The 6,370-nt window shown below is 39.2% G+C and carries 4 protein-coding genes; all 4 read right to left on the bottom strand.

What is annotated here, in order from left to right; translation table 11 throughout:
• Window positions 1–334: 334 nt before the first annotated feature.
• The 4 genes from nadE to HMPREF3116_RS03490 all read right to left on the bottom strand — a co-directional run bounded on the left by nadE (window position 335) and on the right by HMPREF3116_RS03490 (window position 6,195).
• On the bottom strand, window positions 335–1,162 hold the full coding sequence (gene nadE / locus HMPREF3116_RS03505; RefSeq protein WP_070467818.1) for an ammonia-dependent NAD(+) synthetase: 828 nt from the start codon (window positions 1,160–1,162) through the stop codon (window positions 335–337).
• A 22-nt stretch (window positions 1,163–1,184) separates the two neighbouring features.
• Window positions 1,185–2,654: a nicotinate phosphoribosyltransferase gene (locus HMPREF3116_RS03500; RefSeq protein ID WP_070467816.1), complete on the bottom strand. Its 1,470-nt coding sequence runs from the start codon at window positions 2,652–2,654 to the stop codon at window positions 1,185–1,187.
• Window positions 2,655–3,105: 451 nt separating this feature from the next.
• Window positions 3,106–4,500 carry a sugar transferase gene (locus HMPREF3116_RS03495; protein WP_180960930.1) on the bottom strand — a complete coding sequence of 465 codons (1,395 nt, stop codon included), beginning with the start codon at window positions 4,498–4,500 and terminating at the stop codon, window positions 3,106–3,108.
• 177 nt (window positions 4,501–4,677) lie between these two features.
• A complete protein-coding gene (locus HMPREF3116_RS03490) occupies window positions 4,678–6,195 on the bottom strand; it encodes a cell division site-positioning protein MapZ family protein (protein ID WP_070467814.1) in 1,518 nt (505 codons plus the stop codon).
• Between the last annotated feature and the right edge of the window lie 175 nt (window positions 6,196–6,370).

The raw sequence follows: 6,370 nt of genomic DNA, 5'->3' as shown, positions 1-6,370 counted from the left end.
CCAGAAAGAACTGCGTTTCAGATTAGTTTGTAGCTGACTGTGTCATCTACTTGCACTAATCTTCCAACGTTTTCTTTCTGAGCGTCGGTGCTCACATCCTATGAAGTTGAGTTCGTCAGGGCAGATAGGTGTCCACTTCAGAATAGTTTGCGTCACACTTTGTGTGCCACGGCACTATTCTTCCATTGTCTCCTATCTGGACGCCCTGCCTCACATCCTATCCAGTCGGGTTCGTTCGACCAGCTCAAGTCCGCTTCAGACTATATTGCATCACACTCGTGTGATACGGCTATAGTCTTCCAGCGTTATTGAGCTTAACGGTCTCACTCACACCCTATTTCCACCATTCGTCATAAACGGTGATTGGTAATTCTCGTTTGTGTTGGGTTTTTAGGTACCAGTTTTCGATTTTTTCAGCGGCTTCTTGGGCTACTTCTTTGCCTTCTAAGTAGTCGTCTATGTCTTGGTAAGTAACACCTAGGGCTACTTCATCAGCTAAGCCAGGACGGTCTTCTTCTAAGTCAGCTGTTGGTACTTTGACATATAAGTGTTCTGGTGCTTGTAAATATTCTAGGATAGCACGTCCTTGGCGTTTATTTAACCGCCAGATAGGTAGGATATCTGCTGCGCCATCACCGAACTTGGTATAGAAGCCTGTGACTGATTCTGCAGCATGGTCTGTTCCAACAACAACGCCTGCATTTTCACCTGCGATGGCATATTGTACTAACATCCGTTGGCGAGCTTTGATGTTACCTTTATTGAAGTCAGAAATGTCTAGGCCACCCTTTTCCAATTGTTCAACGGTCGCATCAACGGCTGGCTTGATGTTAACACGTACCGTTTGATCAGCTGCCATGAAATCTATAGCGTCCATAGCATCCGCTTCATCGGCTTGGTTACCATAAGGAAGACGGACTGCGATGAATTGGTATTTATCATCACCAGTTTCTTCGCGTATTTCAGTTATGGCCATTTGGCATAGTTTACCAGCTAGGGTTGAATCTTGCCCACCAGAAATGCCTAATACTAAGCTTTTTAGAAATGGATACTTATGAAAGTAGGCCTTGATGAAATCGATGGTACGTCTGATTTCTGCTTCTGGATTAATACTAGGTGCTACTTTTAAGGCATTTATAATTGCTTCTTGTAATGGACGCATGGTATTCTCCCCTTCTATTTCTTTATTCATCAACTGAGTCTTCGTTGATGCGTTCACGAATTTCAGCGATTGAATTCATTTTTAAATCGTATAATTCTTGAGATAAATCAACTGGATATGGTTCTGGATTCAACATACGGCGATACTCTGACCATAAGGCTTCCAAGTGCTCACGAGAGAATTTGCGCACTGTTTCTAGTGTTGGGATATCGTAAACTAATTCACCCTTATCAATAATGGTAGTTAATAATGGCCGCGCATTGAAATGACGAACCGTCTTATTGATATATGTATAAGTTGGATGGAACATGAAGATAGACTCAGCGTCATTAGGATCTTCATTCATGGTTGTAATATAGTCCCCTTCAGATTTACCGTCTTTCTTGCGGGTAATACGCCAAATTTGTTTCTCTCCTGGTGTCGTAATCTTCTCTGGAGATGAAGAAATTTTCATTGTTGGGACCATATCGCCATTTTCATCTTCGATAGCACATAGTTTGTAAACAGCCCCTAAAGCTGGCTGGTCGAAGGCAGTAATTAGCTGAGTACCTACACCCCAAGCATCAATTTTAGCGCCTTGCATTTTCAAGTTTAAGATTGTTTTTTCATCTAAATCATTTGAAGCAGAAATGATTGCATCAGGATAACCTGCTTCATCCAACATCTTGCGGATACTTGATGATAAGTAAGAAATATCACCTGAGTCGATACGAACGCCAACAAAACGTGATTTATCTTCCATTTCGTTGGCTACTTTAATTGCATTTGGTACGCCTGAACGAAGGGTATCGTAAGTATCTACCAGGAATGTACATTTTTCATGGGCATTTGCATAAGCTTTAAACGCTTCATAATCATTTTGATAAGCTTGTACCATAGCATGTGCATGGGTTCCTGAAATTGGAATATTGAATAATTTACCTGCGCGTACATTTGAAGTAGAGTCGAATCCACCAATGTAAGCCGCACGAGCACCCCAAATAGCCGCATCCATTTCTTGGGCACGTCTTGAACCGAACTCAGCTAATGCATCATCCCCAGCGACATTACGGATACGTGATGCTTTGGTTGCAATTAATGTTTGATAGTTGATAATATTTAATACTGCTGTTTCGATTAACGTACAATCAGCTAATGACCCTTTAATTTGCATCAAGGGTTCATTTGAAAAGGCAATTTCCCCTTCTTCCATGGAACGAATTGTGGCATCGAAATGATAGTTTTTTAAATAGTCTAAAAAAGCTTCCGGATAATTTTGTGTTTCCCGTAAGTATGCGATGTCATCATCGGTAAATTTTAAATTTTGTACATATTGAATGACACGTTCTAGGCCTGCGAAAATGGCATAGCCACTTTCAAACGGATTTTTACGGAAGTATACTTCAAAAACCGCTTGTTGGTCAGCTTTTCCAGCATCCCAATAAGTCTTCATCATATTGATTTCATATAAATCTGTATGAAGTGCCAGGCTATCGTTGGTCGTTGTCTTCATTTTCTTATTCCCTCCAAGAATTGCAATTTGACTTTCCTTATTATACCACTATTCCTCAACTAGTTGTCACCTCTAGGTACTTATATCCTTGTTTTAGTAAGCAAAAAAGCGTTAGCAAACAGTATATATGACTGTCGCTAACGCTTAATTGACTTTTCGTTTATAACAATTTGAATGAAGAACTGATTTGTTTAGAAATCAGCGGTCTCACATCCTATTTAGTTGGGTTCGCTTTGGCAGTCCGGTCTCCACTTCAGGAATACTTGCTGCAAGTAAACTTGCTACGGCATATTCCTTCCAGTGTTACCTGCCTGATCGCCAAAGCTCACACCCTGTTTAGTCGGGTTCGCGTCTCCAGAAAGGACTGCGTTTCAGATGAATTTGTAGCTGGCTTCGCCATCTACTGCCTTCATCTTCCAACGGTTCCTTTCATGGCGTCGACGCTCACACCCTATCCTATGACGTCGATGTTCATTTCTTCTGCTTCTTCTCTTGTTACCGTTGGTTTTTCGTCTTCGTCAATTCCTGATGAGGATACTTTGTCGAAGAGGATTTTGATGGTTTGTAATAAGATCTTAAAGTCTAGGAACATTGAATATTGTTTGATGTAAATTAAATCAAAGTTCAATTTAGAGTTAAAGTCTGTGGCATATTTACCGTAGACTTGTGCGTATCCTGTGATACCTGCTTGTACGTTATGACGTAGGTAGTAATGCGGGTTTTCTTCTTGGAATTGGTTCACGAAGAATGGTCGCTCAGGACGTGGTCCAATCATGGACATATCGCCGCGTAACACATTCAATAACTGTGGCAATTCATCGATACGTAAGGCACGAATATATTTACCAACTGTTGTGACACGTGCGTCATTTTTCGTTGCAATCATTGGACCAGATTTTACTTCAGCATCCGTTGTCATAGACCGGAATTTCAAGATATCAAACTCTTCGCCACCTTTAGTAATACGTACTTGGCGGTAAAATACTGGACCTTTAGAAGTTAATTTAATAATAATCGCTGTAACCAACATGATTGGTGAGGCTAAGATTAAACCAACTGAAGCCATCATAATATCTAACCCTCGTTTGATCAACGCTTGGTCCGCTGGAATTGCGAAGTCTGAGGTTTCAATAATCGATTCATCTTCAAAATTCATAATATTTGGATTAACCATTACCAGGTTTTCAAATTTAGAATTTAAGAATAGTTTTTTATTGGCACGCATCAGCAAGTCATAAATTTTTAATTTTTCACTTTCATCAATTTGCGATGCTAGATATACAATATCATACTCATCTAAACGGCTCTTCACATTGCGGTAGTAATCTTCTAATACCACATGTGTGACGATATGACGTGTACTTTTTGAATTTTTGAAATTATATATTGCCGGGAAAACCGCTTCTTCAGATCCAACAATCATTACCCGTTTTGTAGATGCATAGCGTCGATAAATATCGAAAACTAAGGCTCTAAAAATGTAAAGCATGACTACGCTAACCGCAAAATCAATCAAGACGACTGAACGCGGAAAGGCTAACCATCTACCAGCAAAACTTAAGACCATAGCAACAACCGCTAAGATACCCTGACTGATGATGGTAATGAAGAAGAGATCACCTTTGGTTTTATCGTAAAGGATATAAACCCCAAATAAAATATTAATAATTACAAAGATGATTAATATCCAACCAATTGCCCCTTGGAAAGCTTCATAGTTTTTCAAAGGTACATATCGACCATACCGCAAAAAGAATGAAACAAGATAAGAAAGGAACAAGATTAACGCTTCTGTTGCCACGATAACTACGCGGTACCAGTTCGTCCATTCTCCGTTTTTTTGCATTTTTTCACCCATTTCATTATATATATACTATAAGTAAGCACCTATAATCCCTAATATTCTACCATAACCCGACTGAATTATAAGCCTATTCTAGTTAAAAAACTTTTAAATTATAGTAGAAAATTAAAAAAGCAGCTAGCTTTTACACTAACTGCTTCAAAGAACTTTAACTATTCATTATTCTGGTGATCCATATGGAATTTGACTGGAGTCAGTAACTGAATCACTTGCAACTGATGATTGAGGTCGTTCTGTTGTATTTGATTCAACCGCTGATTGCTGTTGTGAATCAGATGATGTTTCACTATCTTCTATCACTGAACCACTACTTGAAGAAGAGGATGATTCATCCATCTGACTAGAATCACTTTCAGCACCATCTTCAATATCTGAGTCATCACTTGAAGACTCGGATGCACTCGATGAGGAAGCAGCGCTTGAAGTAGATGTTGAAGCACTATCACCTGAACTGCTTGTTGATACGCTACTTGAACCACTTGTGCTTGCAACGCTCGAACTTGAGCTAGAAGCACTTGATGCATCACTCGATGATGAACTTGTTGAAGAAGGGATTTCTTCACTAGAATGACCATCAGTAGATGATTCACTAGCAGGCGTTGATTCAGCACCACTTGATGAGCTAGATAAACCAACATTAGTACTTGATGCAACAGTCCTAGATGAACTAGATGCATTGCTACGACTTGATGACCGTGAAGTACTTTGCTCAGATTCTTTGGATGCTAATACACCAGAAGTGACATTCGTATTCACACCAAAAGATGGACGGTCTGAAGTTTGCCGTAATGTTAAGGTGGCTGATGCATCATTAGAAGCCATAATTTTTTCACGTTTAGCTTGTAAATCAGCTATGCGCCTTTTTGAGGCTTTAATGGCTGCTTGACCTTCCTTACGAATTTTAGCTAGTTCTTCAGCCGATTTATTCGCTGCTTCCGCTTCTTTTATTAAGCGGTTAAAGATATTTTGTGTAGCTTCTTCATCACTTACTGCAATCATTTCTAACAGTTTATCTTGTAAACAAGGATTTTCAATTTTATTGACGCGTTCAATAAACTCTATGAGCTTATCTTCTAAACGGTCATAAGTTAATGAACGATCTTCTTCAATTGCTAGTAAATCATTTTTATACGTTTCAATGATGTTGACCTGGTTTTCAGCCTCATCGATCAATGTGGTGGCTGTATGATAGAATCCATCATCTTCATACGCCAATTCGCTCGAATAATTATCACGAAGTAAATCAAGTTCATCAATGGTCACTTCCTCATCTACGAGGACATATTCTTTAATCGTCGCCCCATTAATTACTGCTTCACCATGACCACAATGTGCTTTATCAAATAAATCATTTATCTGACTTTGTAGATCAAACCGTTGTTGAACCGAAGCGATGCGTTCAACAAGGACATCTTTATCGTCACTATCTCTTAAACTGTCTACTTCTTCAGTTAATTCAGTAATCTCATCTTGTTGAATATCCGCTTTTAAGAAAGTATAGGAGTTGTCAAAATAGAGCGCATTTACTGCTGTTGCTACTGTTTCAGTTTTTTCTTCTGCAGACATACGATTCGTATTCGTAAACGCACGAATGATGAAAAAGGCTACCACGCACATCACAATACCAGCCAAAGTATAGGCGATTTGTCGATTGTCTTTAAATAAACGTTTGCGCACCTTTTCTTCCTCCCCTATTTCTTTATCTCAGTTATTTAGTTTTAAGGTTATCATGCATTTGCACAAAAAAAACCAACTGTTGCACTTTATCATATAATCTTTATATTAGTCATACGCATGTAACCAATCTGTAACAGGCTAAACATAGGATGTGACAAATGTCGTTTAGACTCGT

The organism is Aerococcus sp. HMSC10H05 (assembly GCF_001806975.1).
Lineage (GTDB): Bacteria > Bacillota > Bacilli > Lactobacillales > Aerococcaceae > Aerococcus > Aerococcus viridans_B.
The sequence above is the reverse complement of the archived record's forward strand: the minus strand, read 5'-3'. Positions and strand labels throughout refer to the sequence as shown.